We start from the raw sequence: 24792 nt of genomic DNA, 5'->3' as shown, positions 1-24792 counted from the left end.
AGATTCTGCGTGAACCGATATCGATCCCCGCAGCATGATCGTGAATGATTTTCATGGCACATCAATTAAAATGTGAAACCATTAAGCCCATAGAGGAAAAATACACGGCAGGCTACCATACGGACAATCTAAAAGATGTACCAAACTCCAATGCCTCAATCTATGGAACCAAGCTCAGGGACAGGCAAGATGCACTATACGATAGTCCGGTCAAACTGCAGAATGGTCAATGAACTAAGTTACTAAATGTCATCACCTTCCGATAAATTTAGTTCAAATTTTTAATTCTCAGGATGACAAAAAAGAAAGATTGCTTCGTCGTACCTCCTCGCAATGACGGCGTTCTTTCAATGGAAATGTTCTTTCAATGAAAAAGTTCTTACGATGAAAAGGTTGTTACGATGACAGGGTCTATAATCTATCGTCTATTATCTATCATCTACTTCACGAATGTCCCATCCAAATTAATTGCTTTCGCGAAAGCAGTCGAATACAGATCGGCCATTACAGCAAAATGATCTCTGGTAATTTTACTATCCAGATTAAACTCGCCTTCAAATTTCCGTCTACTTTTCCAATCTTTCTCCACCTGTCTTTCTACCTCATCTCCTTTAAAGGAAACAAACTTAATCAAGCTGAATAAATCCCGCCAGGTCATATCCTCTTCCTTATAATTATCCAAGAACCATAGCTGGCTCCGGGTATAGATATCATTCAATACATCCTTTACATCTCCAAACTTCACAAAATCATCCCCTTTGAACATATACTTATTCCCTTCCACCTTTCCGAGAAAAAATCCCGATAAATAACTTTTCTGTATAGATCCATAATGCACATCCGTAGTCTTAACATCCTGGTAAGGATTCAATCTAGCCGAAAAACCCAATAACTCCGCCTGCAATTTCCGAATATCAATGGTTTTTGTATCGGACTTAAAGAAAGCTACATATCCAGCTGTAGCCCCCAAAGCCTGCCCATAAGCTGCCCTAAAAGCAATATTTTCTGGATCCGCATCTAATTCCCGCAAGAAACCAATATCAAAAAGATTCTCCTTTTCAAAGGTCAGTAGGTCTTTCAGCAATAAGACATACACCTCATCCTTCAGCTCTCCCACCGCCAATGTTGTCCTACTTGCTGCCAAACTCACTTCCTTCGCCCTCTGCAAACTGCTGGACATCCCTTCCTTCTTTGTCCCTTCAGCTTTTTTGAATAGCAATCCATCTTTGCTGGCATCAACCACAGAAAGCACCTGTATGCTCTGCCGATTGGCAAGTTGGATCTGCCATTCCCTTCTCTTCTTCTCCACATTCAAGATCTGCTGATCCCTCACAATGGTCAGATTGGGCAATTCCCTCAACATTTTCTCGATTGCATTCCTCGCCAATTGGGGATTGAAATCGGCTTTCACGGCCATCGCCAAAGAATCACTCTTGGTTTTGCTCATGCCCATCTCCATCAGCAGATTCATCCAGATGCCCGCATCCAGATTCTCATTTTTAACCATCTTCAAGGTTTGGGAAGTGATCTCCGGAGCAATCTGACCTTGATCCAATACCCATATCGTGGGTACACTCGATCGCGCCGCCTGCACAGCAGCAGTCAAGGCCGTAATATCCGAACCATAGACCAACATCTTCGGTTTCTCCCTTTTTTGGGCCATTAATGCAACAGGAAATATAATCAGGGTAAGTAGTAATAATCTCAAATTCATAATTGTTTAAATATACATCGAAAATACGTAAAATAGCGTTAAGTATTCGTTAATGGGATAACCAATATATCGTTGAAATACCTAACTTTGCTACATGTTAGAAGAAGAAAAATCCTTGAATTTTATTGAAGAGATTATTGAAGAAGATCTTCGTAATGGGAAGAATGACGGTCGTGTTTTGACCCGTTTCCCGCCGGAACCAAACGGCTATCTTCATATTGGACATGCTAAGTCAATCTGTCTGAACTTTGCTTTGGCACAGAAGTACAATGGTAAAACAAATCTTCGTTTTGATGACACCAATCCGGTTACGGAAGATGTGGAATACGTAGAGAGCATCAAAAAAGATATTCAATGGCTTGGCTTCCAATGGGCTGAGGAATTATATACTTCTGATTATTTTGATACATTGTACCAATATGCCGTTGAGCTGATCAAAAATGGACTGGCATATGTAGATGATAGTACAGCCGAGGAAATTGCAGCTGCAAAGGGAACTCCTACCGAACCAGGAACCCCTACGCCATACCGTAGCAGAAGTGTGGAAGAAAACCTAACGCTTTTTGAAGAAATGCGTGAAGGAAAATATAAAGATGGAGAGAAGGTATTACGTGCGAAAATAGATTTGGCAAGCCCGAACATGCACATGCGTGATCCGATCATTTACCGCATTAAACATGCCCACCACCACCGTACCGGTGATAAATGGTGTGTATATCCGATGTATGATTTTGCACATGGTCAATCGGACTCCATCGAAAAAATCACCCATTCCGTTTGTACCTTGGAATTTATCCCTCACCGTCCGTTATACGATTGGTTGATCGATAGATTGGAAATATTCCCTTCCAAACAATATGAATTTGCGCGTTTGAACCTGACATATACCGTGATGAGCAAGCGTAAATTGTTGCAATTGGTGAATGAGAAATTCGTGGAAAGTTGGGATGATCCACGCATGCCTACGATCTCTGGTCTGCGCAGACGTGGTTATACCCCGGAAAGTATCCGTAATTTCTGCGAACGCATCGGTATCCAAAAGCGGGAGAACATGATCGATGTGAGTTTATTGGAATTCTGCATCCGCGAGGATTTGAATAAAACAGCTTGGAGAAGGATGGCTGTCCTTGATCCGATCAAATTGATCATCAGTAATTATCCGGAAGGTCAAGTTGAGGAACTGCATGGCGAGAACAACCCCGAAGTAGAAGGTGGCGAAGGCAGCAGAACGATCCCTTTCTCCAAAGAACTTTGGATCGAAAGAGAGGACTTTATGGAGGATGCTCCTAAGAAATTCTTCCGTTTAGGACCTGGATTATCTGTTCGTTTAAAGCATGGATATATTGTAACCTGTACCGGATTTAATAAAGATGAAAACGGGAATATCACAGAGGTAATCTGTGAATATCATCCGAATTCAAAATCAGGTGAAGACACTTCAGGAATGAAAGTAAAGGGAACTATACATTGGGTATCGGTAGCTCATGCGAAAGAAGCCGAGGTAAGACTTTACGATCGCTTGTTCCAGGACATCAATCCTGCAGCTGCTGAGGATTTCAAGGCATCCATTAATCCGGATAGTTTGCAGATTATTGAAAAAGCATACATCGAACCTGATTTAGTTAATGCAGAACCGGGTAAAGGATATCAGTTCATCAGATTGGGCTATTTTACCTTGGACAATAAGATCAGTACGCCAGAAAAACCAGTATTCAATAGAACCGTTGGGTTAAAAGACTCATGGGCTAAAGAGGTGAAAAAAGGTTAATCGATCTTCGTTCGAGAAAGGTTTTTATATTTTATCTTAAAAAAATCCTCTTCATGTAGTTGAAGAGGATTTTTTTATAGAGAAATAGGGCTGGCATTAGAACATTACATCCAGGCCGAATTATATTTATCTCCCATTCGTTTAACCTCTGCTAATAAATACTCATCTTTGGCTGAGCCTAATATTCCTTCGTAATTCTTTAAAGCTGCAAGACCCAATTGAATCATATAGCCATCTGCACCTCCTAACGATCGCTTACTGATCAGCAATTGTTCATTCAACAATTCATCGATAGTCTGCAGGTTTCTTTTAGCCAGGCTATTCGCTTTCTCCAGCTCTTTGGTTTTGTACAAAGTATCCACCACCGTACCATTCAGGTAGGATAAGCGCATTGAACGGTTTACTTTTGGTTGGAAATCATAGGCTTTTAAGGCTAGATTTCTCGCATGCTCAAAGTTCTCTTGTTGCATGAGCTGGGCTATCCCTTGTTGGTACACATTGGAAAACACCCAATTCTCGTAAAACTTGTTCGAATCCGTATCGAAGTGGTCCAACGTGGAGATATCACTCCATTTGAATTTCTCCATCACATTGCTATACAGTTTTTCTGTATTGACCAAGGAGGTGTCATCTGCCGGCTGCCCAACCTCTACAGGCATCAATTTCAACAGCATCCCTTCGTTCGCCAAATACTTATCCATCCCCATAAAGATGGAATTGGGGCTCATGGTCGTGAAATAGATCGGACGCTCCCAGTTGTTCTCATTTAGGATAGACATGATGGCCAGTTCCGCCCTCGAAACGTAATTCTGTTTATAATCCCATTCCATGTATTCTGGAATGTAGCCCTCCCAAGATTTCGGAACAACTGAATTGGCCAGTACCGCTTCCTTATTGATCTTCAATCTCAATTTTTGGCTGGGTAGGATATTTTCAAAGGTACCGTCCTGTAATTGCACTTTGTTAGCCTGGTCATCAGAAAGCATAATGGCCAACATCTGGTCCAGATCCACGTGACCTTCGATTCCCATATCTAACACCCTTATGTAATCGCGGACTCCTTTCTTAACCTTATCAAAACCAAATCCTACAGGGATAGCCTTGGATTGGTTGATGTCCTGCATCGCCTGTTTTACATACCAATCCGATTGCAGGTACCCATGATTCAAGACCCTAACATCTGTTCGCACGCCTTCCACCTCCTGTAAATACCATAAAGGGAAGGTGTCGTTATCAGAATAAGTAAACAATATGGCGTTCGGCTCGCAGGATTGCAGGGCATTATAAGCCATCTCTTTGGTCATCATCCGGACTGAACGGTCATGGTCATCCCAATTTTGGGAAACCAATAAGATTGGTCCCAAGAACATACATAGCCCTGCTGTAGCAACGGTCAATTGCCTTGCTGGCAGTTTTACGCGTTGCTGTATAAATTCAAGGATGGCCAAGAAACCTAGTCCGATCCAAATCGAGAACACATAAAATGATCCGGCATAAGCATAATCCCTTTCCCGAGGTTGTAAAGGCGATTGATTTAAATATAGAACTATCGCTAACCCAGTGAAAAAGAAGAGAAGACCTACAATAGCCGCATCCCTTTTACTTTTTTTCAATTGCCATAACAAACCTACCACCCCTAGTACTAATGGAAGGAAGAAATAGGTGTTCCTGCTGGGATCCTGTTTAAAATACTCACTTAAATGAGCCTGTCCGGGAATTCGGAGATCATCGAGAAAGGAAATGCCTGAAATCCAATTTCCTGCATGGAATTCCCCCTGGCTTGGCTGATCATTTTGTCTTCCCACAAAATTCCACATGAAATAACGAGAATACATATGACCAATCTGATACTGGAAGAAAAACCTCATATTATCAGCAAAGGATGGACTTTCGCCTTCCCTTAATCCCAGATATGATCGATAGAATGCTTCATGATCTTTATGATATATTCTCGGGAACAACACTTCCTTATCATATTCATAGGAATTTCTACCCCCAATTTTTGTGTAAGTCTTAGCATCCTTTCTGTAGTTGCTCCCCTCTTCTTTGACACCAATTATTCGAGAATCAAAATTAGGACCTTTGAATAAAGGCTCCGATTGGTACTGCTCCCTGCTCAAATAGCCCAAAAAGGAGAATACATTATCAGGCGCATTATTGTTCAAGCTGATGTTGGTATGCGAACGTACCATCAATAATCCGTAGGAGCCGAATCCCAAGTAGATAAAACCCAAGGAAAGCAATGCCAAATTCAGGATGGGCTTAGATTTTTTAATTGAATAATAAATTCCAAATACCAATCCGCCTGTTAATAGGGCGACAAAGAAGTAAATTCCGCTGCCAAATGGCATACCCAAGCCATTCACAAAAAACAGATCAAACTGGGCAGCAATCTTTACAGAATATTGGATCACACCCCAAAGGATCAAAGCCAGCACCAATACTCCCCAACCCAATGATTTTAGGATTCCCGACCATTTGACCCGTGCGGTCTTCCTGAAATAAATCAGTAGCGCAATGGCAGGTATTGTCAATAAATTCAGCAAGTGTACCCCTATACTTAATCCCATCACATAGGCCAGAACCAATAACCATTTATTGGCATCTGGTTCATCCGCTCTTCTTTCCCATTTCAAGGCCAACCAGAAAACGACGGCCGTACAAAGTGAGGACATGGCATACACCTCGGATTCCACGGCAGAGTACCAAAAACTATCCGTAAAGCTATAGGCTAAAGCACCAATCAATCCTGCAGAAAAGATCTTTAGCTGATGGTCTTGACTTTCTTCTCCATTGCCACGAACCAATACTTTACGTGCAATGGCAGTGATCGTCCAAAATAGGAAAACAATTGTCAATCCGCTACAGACTGCAGAACCTACATTCATCCAGAAAGCAATTTTTTCCGTATCCCCAAAAGCCAAATTGGAAAAGAGGTTTTGAAGCATTAAAAATAAGGGAGCGCCGGGTTGATGTACAATTTCTAATTTATAGGCCGATGCGATAAACTCGCCTGTATCCCACCAGCTGGAAGAATGTTCCGTTGTGAGGATGTATACCGTCGTTGCAATGATACCACAGAGCCATCCTAGCAGGTTGTTGATCTTCGAGTAATTCATAATTATGGGCGTTAGTTAATTCAATCTAATGTAATAAGAATATAAAAATGAAATCGCCTATTAACATAATTTAACAGCTAACCTGAAGAAATAAACAGCGAATCAATAAGTTTAGGAATAGAATAGATGCTACATGGCATCAGGAATAGATGATAAATCGAACAAAGGCATAAATGTTAAAATGTGTTAAATTATAAATGTAAACTATCCGTAGAAACGCATAAATCATACGGCGCTAAATAGGAAATTTGAGACATTCTAAAGAAGCACAAGAAGAACAACAAGCTGAAATACAATTATTTAAAGTTAACAATATTAACAAAAACTAATGAAAATAAGTTAACTTTCTGCATTAAACCTTTAAACACCTTAACCAGTCATAAAATTGAATAACATTTGTGGAAATAATAAACAATATTCTTAACTTTAAATTCTAATAAATCACATAGAGTGACCATTAATAAACGTAAAATGAAAAAATTATTATCAATCGCATTTGCAGCTGCTTTGACAGTGGGTGTGGCATCTGCACAAGAATTTAAACCAGCTGAGCGTGATTACTTTATTGCTAAAAATGTAACGGAATCTATTGTTAAGTCATTGACTGAAAAATTAGCTTTGACAAAACCTCAGCAGGATTCCATTGCTAAGCATGTGTTAATTTCAGCAAAACAAGAAACTGATATTCTTGAAGCACAAGGCGTTGCGATTAAAACAAAAAGAGAACAACAAGAGGCAAATCTTAAAGCTAGAACAGCTAAAGTGAAAACTTTCTTAACAAAAGAGCAGCTTGATAAATGGGCTAAAATTAGTAAAGAAGAGGAAGAAGAAGGAAATTAAGATTTAAGTCTTTAAAAATAAAGGCCGATTGCATGCAATCGGCCTTTATTTTTAAACCAGTTTTTCTACTATCTTTTTAGTCGGACCTGGATTACTCATGGTATAGAAATGCAATACCGGAGCACCAAATTCGATCAGCTCCTTACATTGCTGCACCAACCACTCTTCACCAACCTGCCTCACTTCAGCATTGGTTTTACAAGCATCCACCGCATCACTTAAATCCTCGGGGATATCCAAATGGAAAATCCTCGGCAAGGTGATCAATTGATTCTTTGTTGTCAAAGGTTTCAAACCTGGAATGATCGGCACATGGATATCATGCTCCCTACATTTCGTTACGAATTCTTTATATTTTTCGACATTAAAGAACATTTGGGTTACAATAAACTCAGCACCCATTTCCACTTTCTTTTTCAGCCACTTAAAATCTGTATTGAAATTTGGTGCTTCAAAATGCTTTTCCGGATAACCGGCCACCCCTATACAGAAATCTGTTTTTTCGGAACTCCCAATATCCTCATGCAGGTATTGCCCGCGATTCATATCAGCTACCTGCTCCAACAGGTCGATGGCATAGGCATGTCCTTCTGGCGTTGGAATAAAATCAGAGTCTCCTTTACGCGCATCACCACGCAATACCAATACATTATCGATCCCCAAAAAGTTAAGATCGATCAAGGCATTTTCTGTCTCTTCCTTCGTGAAACCACCACAGATCAGATGCGGAACCGCATCCACTTTATATTTACTCATGATTGCAGCACAGATGGCCACTGTTCCGGGACGTTTTCTATACGACACCCGTTCCAATAAACCGTTGGAATGTTGCTTATAGAGGTAATCTTCCCTGTGGTAAGTAACATCAATAAACGGAGGTTTGAATTCCATCAATTCGTCCATGGTCTTGAAAATACTCTGTATCCCCTGTCCTTTTGCTGGCGGAAGCAATTCAAAGGAATACAAGGTCTTGCCATTCGCATTTTTAATGTGATCTACAATCTTCATATACTAAAATTAATGCTTAGAGAAAACACAGCGAGTACTGGTTCATCAGCTTATCTTTCCTTGTTAAAGGTAGAATGTAGCACCTTGACAAGTGTCAGGTTGCTAAGGCTTCAGCGGGTCTAGTCCCTCTGCCTTTCTCTATAAGCACCGCTAATATCGGTTTAAAATCTGAAAAGTAAAAATTATTTTATTGTTCCTGTACCTGTTAGGGTTTCCAGAACAATTATTGTTCCCTGTACAGATCGATCAGCCCTTCTGGAAGTTTCACTACGATCACTTCTTCTTCCGGATCCATCCCAACGATCAAGTCGTCGTTCAATGGAAACATCACCTCTTGTCCATCCATATCCACCGTGGCAATAAACTGCTGCGGCATTTCCTGCACATCCAAGATCTCTCCCAGCTCCCCCTCCTTCTCATCAATCACCACATAGCCGATCAAATCGGAATATCGGAAATCATCCGGATCTCTTTCCGGCATTTTATCGTTCGGGAGATAGATCTTCTTACGCACCAGCTGTTGGGCTTTATCGATATGGTCTACATCCTCAAACCAAGCGTAGGCTGTACTGTTATTGTGCAACTTGACCTGATCCACGAAATAAGGAACCAACTTCTTATCAATTTCTACAAAGATGACATCCAGATCCAGGTCGGCATAATCCTCAAACTCAAAAAACAATTGGACCTCCCCTTTCAGACCGCGGGTCTTACTGATATATCCGATGTAAAAACATTGATCGATGTTCATTTTTTTTCAATTAAGCCACAAAAATACAAAAAAAGCCGATCTAAAGTAGATCGGCTTTCATTTGAATAATGCTTTAAGGAATTATCCTTCAGTTTCTTCAGTGTTTTCAGTAGCTTCTTCCGCAACCTCTTCTGTTGTTTCTTCAGCAACAGGAGTGTTTTTAGCAGCGATAGCAGCAGCTCTGTCATCTTTTTTCTTCGCTTCAGCAGCTAAAGCAGCTTTTTTAGCTTCTTCTTTAGTTTTTGCTAAACCTGATTTTTTTCCTTCGATTTGAGCACCTTTACCTTCTAACCAGTTGTTGAAAAGTTCTTCTGCTTTAGTTTCGTCGAAAGCACCTTTTTTCACACCACCTTGTAAGTGTTTTTTGTACAAAACACCTTTGTAAGAAAGGATAGCGCGAGCGGTGTCAGTAGGTTGTGCACCTTTATTCATCCAATCCAATGCTTTTTCGAAATCTAATACGATAGTTGCTGGGTTAGTGTTCGGGTTATAAGAACCGATACGCTCGATGAATTTACCATCACGTGGAGCACGTGCATCTGCTACTACTACGTGGTAAAAAGGTTTTCCTTTTTTACCATGTCTTTGCAATCTGATTTTAGTTGCCATGTTTTTTTTATTTTATGTATTCAACATATCCCCCGTGCTTCATGCAAGAAGGGACGCAAAGATAAAAACTTATTTCCAATAATAAAAGCAAACCGTTATATTCATCACATTAATCCACAACACCCTATGCAAGAAAAAGCACCCCTAAAAATAGTTAAAGCGTCGGCAGGCTCCGGAAAGACATTCAGCCTGACCGTACATTATCTATCTTTATTGTTGGCCAAGGAAAGCAATTACCGCGAAATACTTGCTGTAACCTTTACCAACAAAGCAACCGCGGAAATGAAGGAAAGGATCCTTTCCGTGTTGCAGGGCTTAGCAACCGGAAATCCCGCTAGGAAAATCGAGGATTACCGACAGATATTATTGGAAGAACATCCCCAATGGGATGCACATGCCCTTCAGGAAAAAGCACAACGTATATACCGAAGGATCTTGCACGATTACTCCCACTTTTCCGTGAGTACCATCGATGGGTTCTCCCAAAAAGTCATCCGAAGCTTCACCTATGAATTGAATCTGGATGCCGGATATGCCATCGAAATGAACACCAATAAGGTAAAACGGGATCTGACCATCATGCTGAATCAGCTCCTGGATGAAAAACCCGAACTATTGGAATGGATCATTGCCTATGCGGAGCAAAAAATAGGAAACAATGAAAATTGGAACTATCGGAATCAATTGATGAGTCTGGCCGGTCTTATATTCAGTGAAAATTTCCAGGAATTTGATGGATACATCCTTTCTGCGGATTCCAACCGTATTTTCAACCTCCTGAACAAGGAGGTCTCCGAAAAGACCAGCAACTTCCTCGATGCCTTAAGCGCAGCCATTGAGCAGTTCAACCAAAGCTACCGTAGTTTGGGCATAGACGAGTCCGAACTTGTCCAAAAGTCACGGAATAAGCTGGTCTCGGCCAGCAAGGTAAGTCCGAATATCCATAAATATTCCATTTCAGATCTTGATGAAAAGGTCTTCCAGAAATATGAAATCTTGGTGCAAGAACCTGAAAAAATATTTGTGGACCAAGACAAAAATTACCGTACAGACCTGGTTCAGGCCATGCAACCTGCCTTGGATATTCTCATGGAATTACGAGGGATTTTTCCATCCTATATCGCCTATCATTCGGTTCAAGGAAATCTATATTTCCTCCGTTTATTAAAAGAGATGAGCGATCTGTTAAGTCAATGGCGTAAAGAAAATGCTGCCCAATTGATTTCTGACGCGCAAATTCTCCTGAACAAAATCGGAATTGATGATCAACAGGATCCTACCTTCATCTGGGAAAAGATCGGTAACCGGTTCAATTATTTCCTATTCGATGAATTCCAGGATACTTCCCGTATCCAATGGAAAAACTACAGCCCTTTATTGTTGAACGCCTTGGCTAATGCTACAGGTAAATTAAATGAGCACTTGATCGTAGGCGATGTTAAACAGAGCATCTACCGTTGGCGGAATGGCGATTGGCGGATCCTGTTGCAACAAGTGGAAAAACAGGTTGTCGACAATTTTCATCTTCAGCCCCAACAGCTTGAACAGTTTATCCATAACGGCACCCTGCAGACCAACTTCCGCAGTCTGCCCAACATCATCAAACTGAACAACTACCTGTTCGATAAAATCCCTACCTTATTACAGGAGGTATTGAACAATAAGGTATTGGAGAGCCTTTCCGGCGATTCTTGGGCTTGGTGGCAGGAAACAGGCAACGATCAGATGCTGGTCAAGGCCTATCAAGATACCGAGCAACAGATTCCCGAACATATTTTGGGTGATGATAAACCACAGGGCTCTATAGAAATCAATTATTTCCCTGTTGAGCATGGACGATTCAGAAAGAACCAAGTTATGGATGCTTCTGTAGATTCCCTATGCCAAAAGATCGGCGAGTGGATCAGCAGTGGTAGATACCAAGCAAAACAGATTGGGATCTTGGTGCGCAGTAATGCTCAAGCGCGGTTGCTGATCCAGGAACTGATGCGTTTTAAAAATGAAAAGCAGCTTGCATTCGAAGTGATTTCTGGAGATGCATTGACCCTGATATCCAACCATGCCGTAAACCTCTTGGTAGAAACCTTTCGCGCACTGGTTTTCCAATCGGAAAAACATGTTATCCATCTGGCCAATATGGCCTACCTATACCAATTGGCTATGGGTAAATCTACCTTCGATCCCAAAGCCTGGTTAACATTCAAGACAAATCAGATCGAATCCTTGAATGGAGTTCTTCCTCAGCAATTGATTGAAAATTGGGTAGCATTGCAGAAAATGCCTTTGGTCCATCTGACCGAAAAGCTGATCGAGATCTATCAGGTTGGAAAAGAAAACAGCATACATCTGCCCTATTTATTGGCCTTCAAAGATATAGTTACCCAGTTTTCGAGCATGGGTGAACGAGGTATCCTCCAGTTTTTGGAATACTGGGACGAAGACGGTGAGAAGGCTGTGCTACCAGCAAACGGAAAGTTGGATGCCATCGAAGTCACCACCATTCATAAATCCAAAGGATTGGCTTATGATGTGGTCATGATCCCGTTCTGTTCCTGGAATCTGGATGGCATGACCAATGGCGATTTTTGGATCGATGTATTGGACAGCCCTTTCCAAGAGCTCGGAAAAATCCCAGTAAAATACAATGCCGCCTTAGGAAAATCCATTTTTTACAAGCAATATTTCGAGGAAATGCTCTTCAACTACATGGATGCCTTGAACACCTTCTATGTGGCAACCACCAGGGCAAAGGAACATTTATATATCACAGCGCCCCAATTTAAGGAGGCCGATGCCAAATCAGCAAAAGTATTAAATGGGTTTGAAGTCAAAAATGAATATATCAGCGACCTATTGCTTCAAACATTAATGGATCCACAATCCATTTTTCCTTTGGAAGATAATCAGATCAACATCCAGGAGATCATCCTGAAGAAAGATGATGGCGAAGATCAGGAGGACAATAAAATGGCATTGACGAACTACCCGATATCGAAGGAATTGGATCGGGCACTGGATCGTTCAAGCAAAAGAAGCATCAATAACATCCTGATGATGGAGGAAGCTGCGAGGTATGGTGTCCTTGCCCATGAAATCATCTCTGCCGTAGAAAAGGAGCAGGATATTGCGGACTTGGTCAGCCAATTTATCGAAGAGGGAATTATCGAAGAGCATGCCCGTCCAGATCTGATGAAAGAGATCCAGGAAGTATGGCATCATCCCCAGATCAACCAGTGGCTAACCCAGGACTATAAGGTTTGGAATGAAGCCAGTATTATTACCTCCGATGGAAAAACCCTACGTCCGGACAAGGTATTCAGCAAGGATGGAGAAACCATTGTATTGGATTTTAAGTTCACCAAAGGCGATTATATCGAACATAAATACCAAGTAGGAACCTATATGGATGCCCTCAAAAATGTAGGTTACCCAGCGGTCAAAGGCTATTTATATTATGCCAAATCAAAAGAATTAGTAGAAGTAAATTAAAAAGAATGGAAAAACCATTTTTACGTTTAGTAGCAGAAGACATACAGACAAGATTCGGCAAGGAAATTTCCGATATTGCCATTGTATTCAACAATAAAAGACCGATTACCTACCTGAAGAAACATCTGGTCGATGTTTACGGACAGGCAATCTGGTCGCCACAGTTTTTTACCATCCAGGAATTCTTTTCCCAATCAAGCACAAAAACATTGGCCTCTTCATTAAGTCAGTTTTTTTACCTGTTTGAATTGCACAATGACCTGTTAAAAAAGGAAGGCCTGGAACCGGAAAGCCTGGAAGAATTCTACCCGATTGCGGAGATTATTCTGAGCGATTTTTCCCAATTGGATTATGACCTTGTTCCGATCGATCAGATCTACATGACCCTTTTCGACAATACGGAAATTGACTTGGCTTTCCAGCATTTCACGCCAGAGCAACAGGAATTCATCAAATTATTCTGGCAATCCTTTTCCATCAAAGGCCATACAGCCGTACAACAACGTTTCCTTAAACTTTGGAAAAGACTTCCCGTACTTTATCGCTTGTTCAAGGAAAAAATGGTTCAGGAAAACCAGATCAATCATCCTACGATCTATCGCGACCTGGCGGAAGGAAAAGCAGAAAAACCTGATTTCAATAGGAAATTTCAAAAAGTCCTATTCGTCGGTTTCAATGCCTTGAACCGCGCGGAGGCCCAACTATTCAAACAATGGCAGGAAGAAGGACAAGCCTTATTCTATTTTGATGCGGATGCACATTATATCGATGACAACCTACAGGAAGCGGGTTTATTTATACGAAGGAACATACTGCGTACAGGCCTTCTGAACGCATTGGGAGATATTCCCAACATCATTGGAAACAGGACTTCTGAAGTGCAGTTATATCAATGTTTGGGAAAGAACAGTGAAACAAAGTTATTGCATGATGTTTTGTTAGCGGATTTTCCAGCAGGTCTTCCTGCGGATAAGTCTGCTGCCATTCTGTTGGCCGATGAGAGCCTGCTGGTCCCTTTATTGCAGAGCTTGCCAGACCTGGAAGTCAACATTACGACGGGTTATCCCCTTATCCAATCGCCACTCTATGGGCTGATCGATCTGTGGTGTGAAACCCAATTGGCCATCTCCCATCAGAAAAAGGAAAAAATCCCTTACCAAGGATTGGAAACTTTCCTTTCCCATCCGATGACCAAGATGGAAACTTTTGCCAAGCAGAAGATCCAAAAAGAGATCGCTGATAAACAACAGTTTGAGGTCCCGATAAATGAAATCGATATTTCAACTTCGGCCATCCCGTATTTTTTTGAACCTATCCAAGATCAGCAAGGGGTCATTCCTGGGATCAACCGAATGATCGGTTCCCTATTGGAATCCATGGCGCTGCAAGGGCGGATCAAGTTGATTGAATCCGATCTGTTGATCGAAACCCGCAAGGTGTTAAACCAATTGCAGGCCGGATTTGAAAAACTGGGCAACCTGAGCATTTCCTTCCAGATCGGATTGGTAAAAAAAGCGATCGCACCAATCAATTCTGCTATCGAAGGAGCCCCCCTAAAAGGCATCCAGATCATGGGACTATTGGAAAGCCGTTGTTTAAATTTCGATAACATCTATGTGTTAGGCGCGAATGAAGGCATCTTACCAAAGACCTCCAGTGCGGCTACCTTTCTTCCGAATAACCTACGTAAAGCCTATGGTCTACCCGTACTGGAAAATCAGGATGCTTTATCGGCCTATCTATTCTATCGACACTTCCAGTATTCCCAAGGGATGCACCTGTTCTATAATGGAATTGTCGATGAAAGCAGTACAGGGGAAGAAAGTCGGTTCATCAAACAGATGGAATTTGAAACCCAGTTTCAGTTCATCAAAAAGACGCAACAGCAACCACTGCTTTTCCCGGTCCAACCGGACGAACTGATCGTAGAAAAAAAGGACGAAATATGGGATAAATTGTACCAGACCTACATCATCAACAAAAAACAACTCTCAGCGTCTGCATTTACGACCTACCTGCAATCGCCCTTGCAGTTCTTTCTCAAGTATGTGGCAGAGATCAAGGAACCTCCTTCCATTTCACAGGAATTTGAAATGAACAACCTCGGATCCATCATCCATAAATGTATGGAGCTACTTTATCTTCCCCTTAAAGGGAATCCCGATTTCACGCCAACTGAAACACTTAAGGATAAATTAGGATTAGTAGACCAACTGGTTCTTCAGGAAATTGCTTCGGAATATAAATTGGAGGTCAGCAATATCGATGACTTGAACAGTCTTCAGCGGATCATGCACAAAATTTCATCCGCCTATATTCGGATGTACCTGGAATATGATATGGCAAATTATGATGCTATCCGGATCATCGAATTGGAGAATGAAGAGGATTATAAACTGGACTTTGAAATCCTTGTGGATGGTCAGCCGGAAAAGTTGAGGCTCTACGGGATCATCGACCGCGTGGATGAAGTGGTGGATAAGGATGGGCAATTGAAGACAAGGATTGTAGACTACAAAACCGGAGGGGATAAGATCCTATTTACCAAACCTGAAAAGGTTTTTGCCAAAGACACGGAAAATAAGGCTTTGTTGCAGACACTTTTCTATGCCTTTGTATACGAGCAGGTAACTGGTATCAAAGGGTTGGAACCTCATTTATATGTGGCAAGAAGAATGCGGGAAGATGGCACGCTATTCCGAAACAACAGCGGCAGTATGGTCTTTTCAGATTATTTTCTGGAAGAGATGAAAGGTGATTTTGTAGGGTTTTTAAGGAAAACGTTGGAAGAATTGTTCAACAGGGAGATCCCTTTTAAGCATGATCCGGATGCCCAAGTCTATCCATCCGACCCGTATACCCTATTCTACAAATACAGCGTAAAGGAAACCATCGAAGAAGAATAAGATGATACTTAGAACAACATATATTAAGATCCGATAACATGAGATATTTACTATTAATTACCAGTATTTTGCTAATCAGTTTGAGCGTCCAAGCTCAGCAACAACCCAATGGAAATAAACTCCTTGAAAATGTCAAGTTTACGGGAGCAAAAGCTCTCCAAAAAAATTAAAAAGCCATTTATCAATTGGACAGCAACAACCCGGATATCGTTAAAAAAGCTTTTAGGAACATCAACAATCTATTGAATGATCCCAGGTTAAAAGGGAAGGTGGAAGTAGAATTGATCACTTTTTCGGGAGGTACGGAAGTAATGTTGAAAAACTCTGCTTACCAGGAAGACCTGAAAAAGCTAATCGAAAAAGGGGTGATTGTTGCCCAATGTACCAATTCCCTGCAGGAAAGAGGCTTGGAAAAGCATCAATTGTATGATTTTATTGGCTATGTGCCTAGTGGGAATGGCGAATTGGTGATCCGAGGTGCAGAAGGATGGGTAATCGTGAAGCCTTAACCATCCAGATGATTTAAGATAAAGGATTTTTCAATAAACATAAAAATGGGCCCATTAATCAATGGACCCATTTTCTTTTAGTGCTTTTCTTAGCAGCGATTCATACCGTTTTATTTTTTATAGCGTTTCATAGCTTTATTGGCTCTTTTCTTAGCCGTATTGATCTTATAATCGAACCATTTATCCTTGAAGATCTTACGCATGGTATCATCAAAATGTCTGGTAACAAAGAGATTTCTTGCTCCCTTCAATTTCTCCGAAATACTATTGGCCAATGCGCGAACCGAAATGGAATAACCCTCCGTTTCGTATTGGATATAATGCCACCATCCTGCCGGCATGTATAAGGTTTCTCCAGGGTGGATCACCGCTTCGTATCCGTCCAAGAATTCCAATCCTGGATAATCACTGGTCGAACTGTTTTTCAGGTTGGCAATGCTATGGAAGTTATACGGCAGTTTGTACATCAGGTCAGACTGGTCGTTTGGAAACAACCAGATGCGCTTACTCCCTTGGAATTGGGAAATAAACACATGCGACATATCGATATCAAAGTGGTTCCGCGTAGCAGATCCTTCGCCTCCAAAAAACATATAGGGTAGCCATTGAAGTACTTTACCTCCTGTTACATCGTTAAAGATCACATCCCTTTTCAATTCAGGTCTGATCTTCATCAAATTGAACAGGAACAAACGTAATTCTGTTGGTTCTTTTCTTATTAGATCTAAGTAATCACCAAAACTCATACGCCCAACAGGTGGACTCGCAGCATGGTTCTGAGACTCTTCTTCACGACCATATACGTCGATTTGTTCATTGCCCGCTATTTCCTTGAAATACTCATAACTCCATTTCGACCAACAAGGACTCTCTTTGCTGATGAAATCCTTGATGATAACCGGTTGACTCTTATTCAAGTAGTCTTTTATGAAGTCCTTCGGAGCAACGCCAGAGATGCTATTTACAGGTTTTAATTTCACTAGATTACCTTTTTTGTATATATGCAAACTTAAAAAAAATATTCCTACAATAAATGTACCTGAGGGTATGCGGGTACATATTAATTCGAAATATCAGCAAATTAATTAGAATTTTATTCTTAAAAAATGACTTCTGTCAAATTTCTGACAAGAAAGGTGGGAAAAAGGAGGTTATTGGAAGGGAAAAGAACGTCATTGCGTTTTACGCGTCATTGCGAGGAACGCGTCATTGCGAGGAACGAAGCAATCTTTGGACTTTTCGAAAGATTGCTTCGTGGATCGCAATGACGGTGGAAGATTGCTTCGTCGTGCCTCCTCGCAATGACGCAGACCCTCGCAATGACGAAAAAAATACTATTTATTAACCTGTTTAATATACTGCTCAATAGCCATGGTCATACTTGGAGCTACCGGCGTTGGGGCAGGGATATCCAAGATCAGATCATGTTCCAATAAAGCCTGTTGAGTACTGGATCCAAAAGCTGCGATCCTCGTATTATTCTGCACAAAATCAGGGAAGTTTTCGTACAAAGACTGCACACTGGTCGGGCTAAAAAACACAATGATATCATAAAAAACATCCTTCAGATCCTTGATATCCGAAATTACCGTACGGAACAATACCGCTGGGGTAAAATCATAACCATTCTCTTTCAACCAAGCTTGTGTCTCCTCATTCGCCATATCTGAACATGGGAAAAGGAACTTCTCTTTGTTGTGTTTCTTAAGCACATCTTCCAGATCCTTGGCCGTTTGTTTTCCGAAGAAAATCTTACGCTTACGGTATTGGATATATTTCTGAAGATAAAGTGCGATAGTTTCAGAGATACAGAAATATTTCATCTCTGCAGAAACCTCATAACGCATTTCCTCACATACACGGAAGAAATGATCCACCGCATTCTTGCTGGTGAAGATCACTGCGGTGTGGTCTGCAAAATTAATGCGTTCTTTTCTGACATCCTTCGCGGAAACGCCTTCGACATGAATAAAACCTCTGAAATCCAATTTCAGGTTATATTTCTCGGCTAGCGTGAAGTAGGGAGATTTGTCATTTTCTGGTTTTGGTAAAGTAACAAGTATGCTCTTTACTTTTTTTGCTCTTTCTACATCAATCTGCATAAATACTGTCTTAATTACTTAGCGCCCTCACTAATATTAAAATAGGTGCGAGTTCGAGACTGCAAAGATAAAGAATTAAATAAAATATTGAAAACTGGAAATTCCCAAACAAGTGAAAAGCCGTTCTCAAAAAGCGGTAAGAGAATAGCAGAATCACCAAAATCACATTGATAATCGCAATTGTAGAAAAGTAAGAAACAGGTACAAATACTACCGTTAAGAGGAATGGCATGAGAAAAAACATACTGTTAAAGTATACCAGATACAGCACCGCAATGTATTCTCTAACAATCTTATCTAACAAAAAGATAAAAGAAACAAAACGTATTAATAATATCTTGGCAATAAAAAGTATGGCCACAAATGCCGAATTTTTGATGAAATTCTCGAAGCTTAAATAGTTTTTGTCGCTGAAGCTCGACACCAGGATACAGACAAACAGCCCAAGGGATAAACTAAACACGACATATAAAAAGATATAGGGCCAAGAAGTGGCGAGGTTATCCTCCTTACTCACCTGTTGCAGCAGTCTTTCTTTGTAATAGGCATCCACGATGATCTTCAGTTCCACCGGAAATACAATCCGCAGAACGGCCAAGATCAGGAAAAGAAAACCGACCACGAAAATCACCCATATTGGTCGATCATGTTTCTTTCCTCCCATATGCACGGAGGTATCCGATTGGTCCAGCCCCCCGGTATCCATACCAAAAAGAAGATCATGTCTACCCTGCTTGTAGATGGCCGCTACATATTCCTTCGCAAAATTGACCTCCTGCTTTGGATGCACGATGATTTCACTATATTTAAGCTCATTATCCAGGCTATTGTAAAAAGCAGTTCGTGCTAAAGAATCTCGAATGGCTACACTATCAACAGCTTGGATGCTATCCTGCAACGGCACCTGAACAAAAGCCTGCGCATGTGGTTGGAAAATCCAACTGAGGATAAACACAAATAGACTTAATGCGAGCGATTGTTTCATGAATTCGTAAAGTTAGAACAAAATAATGGGTTTAGAAATTGAAAATATGGCTGAAGATAAAATTATTAGATGTGGATGGTGCGGCGAAGACAGCCTTTACCAAAAGTACCATGATGAGGAATGGGGGAAAGTGGTAAAAGATGATGCCACCTTATTCGAATTCCTGATCCTGGAATCGGCACAGGCAGGTTTGAGCTGGATCACCATTTTGCGTAAAAGGGAAGGCTATAGAAACGCATTTGCGAATTTCGACTTCCATAAGGTCGCTGAATTTACGGAGGAGGATGTAGAACGGATATTACAGGATCCTGGAGTGATCCGTAATCGTGGAAAGATCAACAGCAGCATCAACAATGCAAAAATATTCATGGCGATCCAAAAAGAGTTCGGGAGTTTCTACAATTACCTGTATAGTTTCATGCCCAACCAGGAACCCATCATCAATCAGTTAGAAACACTAAAAGGCGCACCTACGACGACTGCCATCTCCGATGCCATATCCAAGGACCTGAAAAAAAGGGGAATGAAATTCTTTGGTTCCACCACCTGTTATGCTTACATGCAAGCAGTAGGCATGGTCAACGACCATTTGCTTAGCTGTTCATTCCGATCGTAGCTGGAGGGTCTATATTACGGTAGATATTCTGCAGGTTGCGACATTGTCCATTGTAATCTAGACCATATCCTACAACAAATTCCTTTTCGATCTCAAATCCAACATACATGATGTTGTCGAAGCTGTATAAAAGGCACTCGGGCTTTAACAAAAGGGTGGCAACCGCTATACTGGCCACGCCCAGTTTCTCCAAGGCTTCAATGGTATGAACCAGGGAATTACCAGTATCGACGATATCTTCCACGATCACCACATGCCTACCTTCCAAGGACATCCCGACCCCGATCAGTTCGTGTACCGATCCTTGGCTCGTTCCTTCATAGGAGGCCAGCTTAACAAAGGACATCTCGCAGGGAATATGGATCTGCTTCATCAGGTCTGCCATGAACATAAAACAGCCGTTCAGCACGCCGATGAAAACAGGGTGTTTATCCTCATACCGAAGGTTCATGTCAATACCTATCAAGCGGATCCTTTTTTGGATCTGTTCATAATCGAGCATCAGCTCAAAATGCAAATCATCTATACTGATATTTTTCATGCTTAGTTCTCTTCTTGTTGTTCTGGCTGTTTCCCAAACAGTTTTTCCAATAATTTTTTCCGTAGCTCCTCTTCCCTATCCATCTCATCGGCCATATCATGGATGGTTTCAATATTTGCACTGGAATCCACCACCCCGGCAGGACGAGGAGGCCTTAGGTTGGGCTGCAATTGCACTTGGTAGAAACCATAGTTTGCAGGTACATTTTCATCATGCAACTGGTCCATCTTCGTCATGATGTAGCCATAGGTATTGAAATGCTTCAACAACCAAGGTTTCAGGTGCCCGGTATAATCAAAGGATGAAAGTCCTGTTTTTGGTCTCGGGATAATGCTCGATAGGTAAAGACTTTCGCCGATGGTCAATTCTGCGGGTGTCTTGCCAAAATAGTATTTGGAGGCCTCGGCAATCCCATACACATTTTTACCCCATTCGATCACATTCAGGTAGATTTCGAACAAGCGGTCCTTACTCACTTGTTTGGATTGTTCCATCAACCAAACCATCAGGATCTCCTCAAACTTACGCATCATGGTTTTATTACGGTTGAGGTAAAGATTCTTCACCAACTGCATGGAGATGGTACTTGCCCCTCTCTTGAATTTTTTCTCTTTGATATTGGTCACCAAGGATAGCTGGAAAGCTTCCAATTCAAAGCCGTTATGTTTATAGAAAAATGGATCTTCGGTATTCAGTACTGTTTTCTTTAATATAGGTGCAATTTGATTAAGCGGTGTAAAATTAGGATTGGTAGCATCCAACATAATATCACGCATTTTCACGCTATCCTCAAAAGCTTCATACACAAATGGGCCATTCAGGGCGGCGATATCTGCCTTACCCCATTTAACGACTTTCAGCTGGGAATCATCGATCTTGGAACTGAAGCTCAAATTATCCGGATCATCCAGGTCCACTTCAAAATCCATGTCATATTGAATATTGCCATCCACTTGAATACCATCCAGGTTTTCAAACAATCCCACTGGTAGGGCATCAAAGAAATGCTGCGCCTTAAAACTACCGGTATGTACGGCCAATCCCAATATTTTCTTGGGCTTGCGCGTAAATTTGGCATGCGGTTCAAATTCAAAGTCTTTCACTTTCACTTTGGTTCCCGGCATCAGCTCGGCCGTATTTTCCGAAATCAGGATCCCACCATCGGCGGCACCTGCCGGTAATAGCACAGGCTCCAAGGATAAACGGCGATGGAATACCTTCAAGTTTTTCGTGTCCCAACCACCTACGACCTGCAAGTAATCTTTCCCTTTGCGGGAAACATCATCCAGGTGGAAGGAAAGCTCATCGAAACTCACATGCAGACCATATTTTTGAGCAATGAATGGAACTTCAACCCCCTTATTCTCAGTGGATATCGCGACATTTAAAGTCTGTTTGCTCGGATTAACATTCCCTGCAAAATTCCATTTTGCTTCTTGGTCGTTCAAGAAAACATCGATATTGTAATCGCCATTATCGATTTCTCCTTTCGGTATATGAACTTCTTGGGTAGAGCTGCTATCTGTATAGGAAAGACTGACGTTCTCCAAGCTCATGTTGGTAGGCACCTTGTCGAAAACCTGCTGAAAGAGATGGTCTACCCGCTCTGCCAAGGTCCGGACATCCTCTTTTTTATCCGTGCTATCTTTATCTACCTTTTTACGGAACAGGAAATCATAATTGGAAGTACTGTCTTTCTTGACCAGGCTAATATCTGCGTTTACCAACTCCATATTGGCAATGCGGATATCCCCGAACAACAGTGGAAATACCTTAACCGAAATTTCAAATTTATCGATGGCTGCCAATTGTTCTGCAGAATCCGGAACTACTTTGATCCGGTTGAAATCAACCGACGTCAGTCCGGAGAATTGATAATCGCCGACCTCAAAATTCAATTGGTAATCGTCCTTCAGTTTCTGTTTGACTTTCCCTACCGCCTTATCCAACATGGCCCCCCGAACGGAAAACCCCCAGATCAAACCAACCAATAAAACAACCAGTACAACACTAACACTAATGATAAACCACTTCTTCTTCACAAAACCGAAAGCTGGAAAGGACTTGTTATTATTTGCCGTCATATCGTCTATATCGTACCTTGAATTTTGATAAAAATAGGTAAAAAACATTAAAAACATCCTGATGACATGATATTGAGTAGGTTTAGTTAGTTTTGTAATTCTTAATATTTATTCATGATTACGAAACAACAGATCCTTGATGCCTTAAGTCATGTGGAAGAACCGGATTTAAAGAAAGACCTGGTTACCCTCAACATGATTGAGAACATTGAAATCCTCCCTAATAAGATAAAATTTGATGTGGTGTTGACCACTCCGGCATGCCCGATGAAGGGACATATTGAACATGCCTGCAAGAATGCGATCGCTCTTTTTGTTTCCAAGGAAGTCGAAGTGGAGATCAATATGACGGCCCGCGTTAAAGCGGTGGAGACAGCGCAGTTGAAAAACATTAAGAACATTGTGTTGGTATCTTCTGGAAAAGGTGGTGTTGGTAAATCTACCGTGGCAGCCAATCTGGCGATTGCCTTGGCCAATTCGGGCGCAAAGACTGGCCTGTTGGATGCAGATATCTATGGTCCTTCGGTCCCTATGATGTTTGGTGTAGAGCATGCTCGCCCCGAATCAACCCAGACTCCCGATGGAAAGAACAAGATCGTTCCTATCGAACGTTTCGGACTGAAATTATTGTCCATCGGATTTTTTACGGATCCGAACCAACCTATCCCTTGGCGTGGACCGATGGCGACTTCTGCCATCAAGCAATTATTCAATGATACGGATTGGGGCGATTTGGATTACCTGGTCGTAGACATGCCTCCTGGCACTGGAGATATTCACATCACCGTAGCCCAAAACTACCCGATATCTGGCGCTGTGATTGTAACAACCCCACAGCAGGTCGCTTTAGCGGATGCGATCAAGGGCATGGCGATGTACCAAATGGAAGGTGTTCAGGTGCCTATTATTGGTGTTGTGGAGAACATGGCCTATTTCACACCTGCAGAATTGCCGGAAAATAAATACTACATCTTTGGTAAGGATGGAGGAAAACGTTTGGCGGCAGATAATCAGGTGCCTTTCTTGGGAGAGATCCCCTTGGTGAAATCGGTATCAGATGCTGGGGACAACGGTTTTCCGGTAGCCTTGGATGGCGATGATCCTGTTGCTGCAGCTTTTGGGGTGCTGGCCGGAAGGGTAGCACAGGAACTGAGTATCTTAGCGAATAGGTAAAAGGCTGTTTTCGTTGGAATAACAGGGATAAAGCATGCTTAAAGCATGTTTTTATATGCTCTACATACATTTTACATACTTTCACCATGCTTTCAGTATGGTTTCAGTAAGAACGCAAAAAGAAGGTGTCTAAAAAGGCACCTTCTTCTGTTTTATAGCTTTCTGGAGCTCCATTATAATTTCATGAGCAATATTAGGCTGCAAGTCGATGTTTTGTACTTTTCAGCATGTTGATGGCTTGATTTATCGCAAATAGGGAGTTTTTGCCACCTGGTTTATCGATAAAAGCTTTGTCTTTCCACTTTTTTGCCCATTTTCTGAGGTTATGGGCAATGGCCATCAATCCGAACTCCACAGCGACTTTCTCCAGTCCTTTCATTGTGAACCGGGTAAACCTGTTGTTGCTTTTCATCTGACCGAAAACAGCTTCCACTTCTATGGGTCGCTTGCTCCGATGGTACATTCCCTCTTCCGATAGCAGTCTTTCCCGGGCTTTATCCTTGAGCTGATTGAGCCTGTGGTTCACTTCAATGAGCCGATCGCCTTTAGCTTTATGGCACCCACTGCGCATCGGGCAG

18 protein-coding genes, 1 pseudogene and 1 riboswitch are annotated in these 24792 nt (G+C 41.6%); of the genes and pseudogenes, 8 read left to right on the top strand and 11 right to left on the bottom strand.

Translation table 11 applies throughout. The annotated features are described in order from the left end of the window. Positions 1 to 53: 53 nt before the first annotated feature. On the top strand, positions 54 to 233 hold the full coding sequence (locus tag CRJ00_RS13305) for a hypothetical protein (RefSeq protein ID WP_099367263.1): 180 nt from the start codon (positions 54 to 56) through the stop codon (positions 231 to 233). 206 nt (positions 234 to 439) lie between these two features. On the opposite strand, the gene CRJ00_RS13300 is transcribed toward CRJ00_RS13305, so the two are convergent. After that, positions 440 to 1714, bottom strand: coding sequence for an FAD-dependent oxidoreductase (locus tag CRJ00_RS13300; protein WP_099367262.1), 1275 nt, complete (start codon positions 1712 to 1714; stop codon positions 440 to 442). Between the two features lie 94 nt (positions 1715 to 1808). Here CRJ00_RS13300 and CRJ00_RS13295 point away from each other — a divergent pair, with 94 nt between their 5' ends. Further along, a complete protein-coding gene (locus tag CRJ00_RS13295; RefSeq protein WP_099367261.1) occupies positions 1809 to 3482 on the top strand; it encodes a glutamine--tRNA ligase/YqeY domain fusion protein in 1674 nt (557 codons plus the stop codon). A gap of 104 nt (positions 3483 to 3586) precedes the next feature. Here the strand turns inward: CRJ00_RS13295 and CRJ00_RS13290 are convergent, their stop codons facing one another. Continuing rightward, positions 3587 to 6601: a glycosyltransferase family 117 protein gene (locus CRJ00_RS13290; RefSeq protein WP_099367260.1), complete on the bottom strand. Its 3015-nt coding sequence runs from the start codon at positions 6599 to 6601 to the stop codon at positions 3587 to 3589. Positions 6602 to 7072: 471 nt separating this feature from the next. On the opposite strand from CRJ00_RS13290, the gene CRJ00_RS13285 reads away from it, so the two are divergent. Beyond that, on the top strand, positions 7073 to 7441 hold the full coding sequence (locus CRJ00_RS13285) for a hypothetical protein (RefSeq protein WP_099367259.1): 369 nt from the start codon (positions 7073 to 7075) through the stop codon (positions 7439 to 7441). Between the two features lie 51 nt (positions 7442 to 7492). Here the strand turns inward: CRJ00_RS13285 and metF are convergent, their stop codons facing one another. From metF to CRJ00_RS13270, 3 genes are all read right to left on the bottom strand, one after another. After that, on the bottom strand, positions 7493 to 8449 hold the full coding sequence (metF, locus tag CRJ00_RS13280; protein WP_099367258.1) for a methylenetetrahydrofolate reductase [NAD(P)H]: 957 nt from the start codon (positions 8447 to 8449) through the stop codon (positions 7493 to 7495). 47 nt (positions 8450 to 8496) lie between these two features. After that, a riboswitch (SAM riboswitch) is annotated at positions 8497 to 8596 on the bottom strand. Positions 8597 to 8672: 76 nt separating this feature from the next. Continuing rightward, complete coding sequence (gene rimM, locus CRJ00_RS13275; RefSeq protein WP_099367257.1) at positions 8673 to 9200, bottom strand: ribosome maturation factor RimM; 528 nt, start codon at positions 9198 to 9200, stop codon at positions 8673 to 8675. 81 nt (positions 9201 to 9281) lie between these two features. Then, entirely contained in the window at positions 9282 to 9809 is a 528-nt protein-coding gene (locus tag CRJ00_RS13270) for a 30S ribosomal protein S16 (RefSeq protein WP_099367256.1), read from the bottom strand. A gap of 126 nt (positions 9810 to 9935) precedes the next feature. Between CRJ00_RS13270 and CRJ00_RS13265 the strand changes: the two genes are divergently transcribed. The 3 genes from CRJ00_RS13265 (at position 9936) to CRJ00_RS13255 (ending at position 16713) form a co-directional block, all read left to right on the top strand. Continuing rightward, a complete protein-coding gene (locus CRJ00_RS13265; protein WP_180268492.1) occupies positions 9936 to 13298 on the top strand; it encodes a UvrD-helicase domain-containing protein in 3363 nt (1120 codons plus the stop codon). Between the two features lie 5 nt (positions 13299 to 13303). Then, the gene (locus tag CRJ00_RS13260) at positions 13304 to 16204 is read left to right on the top strand and encodes a PD-(D/E)XK nuclease family protein (protein WP_099367254.1); all 2901 of its coding nucleotides are present in this window, start codon (positions 13304 to 13306) and stop codon (positions 16202 to 16204) included. Between the two features lie 185 nt (positions 16205 to 16389). Next, entirely contained in the window at positions 16390 to 16713 is a 324-nt protein-coding gene (locus tag CRJ00_RS13255) for a DsrE family protein (protein WP_257213787.1), read from the top strand. A 110-nt stretch (positions 16714 to 16823) separates the two neighbouring features. On the opposite strand, the gene CRJ00_RS13250 is transcribed toward CRJ00_RS13255, so the two are convergent. The 3 genes from CRJ00_RS13250 to CRJ00_RS13235 form a co-directional block, all read right to left on the bottom strand. After that, complete coding sequence (locus CRJ00_RS13250; RefSeq protein WP_099367265.1) at positions 16824 to 17693, bottom strand: cupin-like domain-containing protein; 870 nt, start codon at positions 17691 to 17693, stop codon at positions 16824 to 16826. A gap of 354 nt (positions 17694 to 18047) precedes the next feature. Then, the gene (locus tag CRJ00_RS13240) at positions 18048 to 18815 is read right to left on the bottom strand and encodes a uroporphyrinogen-III synthase (RefSeq protein WP_099367252.1); all 768 of its coding nucleotides are present in this window, start codon (positions 18813 to 18815) and stop codon (positions 18048 to 18050) included. A 10-nt stretch (positions 18816 to 18825) separates the two neighbouring features. Then, positions 18826 to 19800: a DUF4271 domain-containing protein gene (locus CRJ00_RS13235; protein WP_099367251.1), complete on the bottom strand. Its 975-nt coding sequence runs from the start codon at positions 19798 to 19800 to the stop codon at positions 18826 to 18828. A 46-nt stretch (positions 19801 to 19846) separates the two neighbouring features. Between CRJ00_RS13235 and CRJ00_RS13230 the strand changes: the two genes are divergently transcribed. After that, on the top strand, positions 19847 to 20416 hold the full coding sequence (locus CRJ00_RS13230; RefSeq protein ID WP_099367264.1) for a DNA-3-methyladenine glycosylase I: 570 nt from the start codon (positions 19847 to 19849) through the stop codon (positions 20414 to 20416). On the opposite strand, the gene CRJ00_RS13225 is transcribed toward CRJ00_RS13230, so the two are convergent. Next, positions 20394 to 20957, bottom strand: a complete 564-nt coding sequence (locus CRJ00_RS13225; RefSeq protein ID WP_099367250.1) for a phosphoribosyltransferase — start codon at positions 20955 to 20957, stop codon at positions 20394 to 20396. The two genes, CRJ00_RS13230 and CRJ00_RS13225, sit on opposite strands and share 23 nt — an antisense overlap. 2 nt (positions 20958 to 20959) lie before the next feature. After that, entirely contained in the window at positions 20960 to 23041 is a 2082-nt protein-coding gene (locus CRJ00_RS13220) for a transglycosylase domain-containing protein (RefSeq protein ID WP_099367249.1), read from the bottom strand. Positions 23042 to 23155: 114 nt separating this feature from the next. Here CRJ00_RS13220 and CRJ00_RS13215 point away from each other — a divergent pair, with 114 nt between their 5' ends. Next, the gene (locus CRJ00_RS13215) at positions 23156 to 24214 is read left to right on the top strand and encodes an Mrp/NBP35 family ATP-binding protein (protein WP_099367248.1); all 1059 of its coding nucleotides are present in this window, start codon (positions 23156 to 23158) and stop codon (positions 24212 to 24214) included. 301 nt (positions 24215 to 24515) lie between these two features. Here CRJ00_RS13215 and CRJ00_RS13210 read toward each other — a convergent pair. Beyond that, positions 24516 to 24792, bottom strand: a pseudogene (locus CRJ00_RS13210) (transposase); the annotation flags it as partial.

The organism is Sphingobacterium sp. 1.A.4, from assembly GCF_002734245.1.
Lineage (GTDB): Bacteria > Bacteroidota > Bacteroidia > Sphingobacteriales > Sphingobacteriaceae > Sphingobacterium > Sphingobacterium tenebrionis.
The sequence above is the reverse complement of the archived record's forward strand: the minus strand, read 5'-3'. Positions and strand labels throughout refer to the sequence as shown.